Source organism: Actinomyces oricola, assembly GCF_004104015.1.
In the GTDB taxonomy this organism is placed as follows: Bacteria; Actinomycetota; Actinomycetes; order Actinomycetales; family Actinomycetaceae; genus Actinomyces; species Actinomyces oricola.
Genome location: NZ_RYFV01000071.1, coordinates 1 through 997 on the forward strand (window position 1 = coordinate 1; position 997 = coordinate 997).

General features: G+C 54.8%; 1 protein-coding gene. It reads right to left on the reverse strand.

The genetic code is table 11. The features are described from left to right. Window positions 1-110: 110 nt before the first annotated feature. Window positions 111-836 carry an MFS transporter gene (locus EUC46_RS12435; protein WP_128774466.1) on the reverse strand — a complete coding sequence of 242 codons (726 nt, stop codon included), beginning with the start codon at window positions 834-836 and terminating at the stop codon, window positions 111-113. Window positions 837-997 lie beyond the last annotated feature (161 nt).

Sequence of the window (997 nt, forward strand, 5' to 3'; positions counted from 1 at the left end):
GACGCTGGTCCAGTCGTGTGATACCGTTCATGGTGGCGCCCTTGCCCGTGGCTGGTTTTTGTTTAGACGCCTAAATTGTCCGCTGGTTGGGGCGCCACCCACAACCTCTCTTACGTCACCCACCTGGGGAGCCCGCCAGGCGGCGGGAACCACTCCATTCCGCACCCCCGGTTACCCACCATCCTTTCCGGCCTCCTCCGACGAAATCCCGCAAACCCCTGTGAATAACCTTCCATGAGTACGATCATCACGTGACTGATTTCGAACGATCCAGTGAAGGCGCCTACCAAACTACCTATAGGCGCACCCGCAAAAACGACGGATCTGCTCTTAGCCAAGTATTGCCGTTGATATGGCCCTTTCGCGAGCCGCAACGTAGCCGAAGATGATCCAGAATTCCACACACCCATGGCTAATCCATACATGAACGCCGCACCGAACTGAAGCGGTATTTCAGTGAAGAATACCATCATTCCTAACGAACCGCATCTGATGAGATCGGCGGCCGTCGCATAACTCCAAGAATCAACCCTGTTGGCAAGCAGGAAAAACAACAAACTCGCACAGATCAAACCACCGTTCAGCATAGTGCTGTTAATTCCGTACATCTGAGGCGGCATGCCGATCACACGAAGGAGCAGCAGAGGGTACTGGGCGTTGAACACTCCCGCCCATACGTTAGACAACAGGCCAACCAGGACCAAAACGGCAAGCGGACGATTATCCCGAAGGAAAATCTTCGCGTTGTCGCTAGCCAAATCAGATTGAGCGCCCAAAGCACGGTAACGTATTGCGGTACCGAATAGAACTGTAATGATGGCAACTGCGAGCATCACGACGAGCGACCATTTAAACCCCTGGCCGAACAACGAGCCTTTCTCACTGGGAGTGGGGGTCGAGGGGTGAAGATGGTTGGAGTGGTGCGGGGAGGTGGGTGTGTCGTAGACGAAGGCACGCGGAGCCGTGCGTCAGAGTTGTTTTCGACCAAGAAAACCTG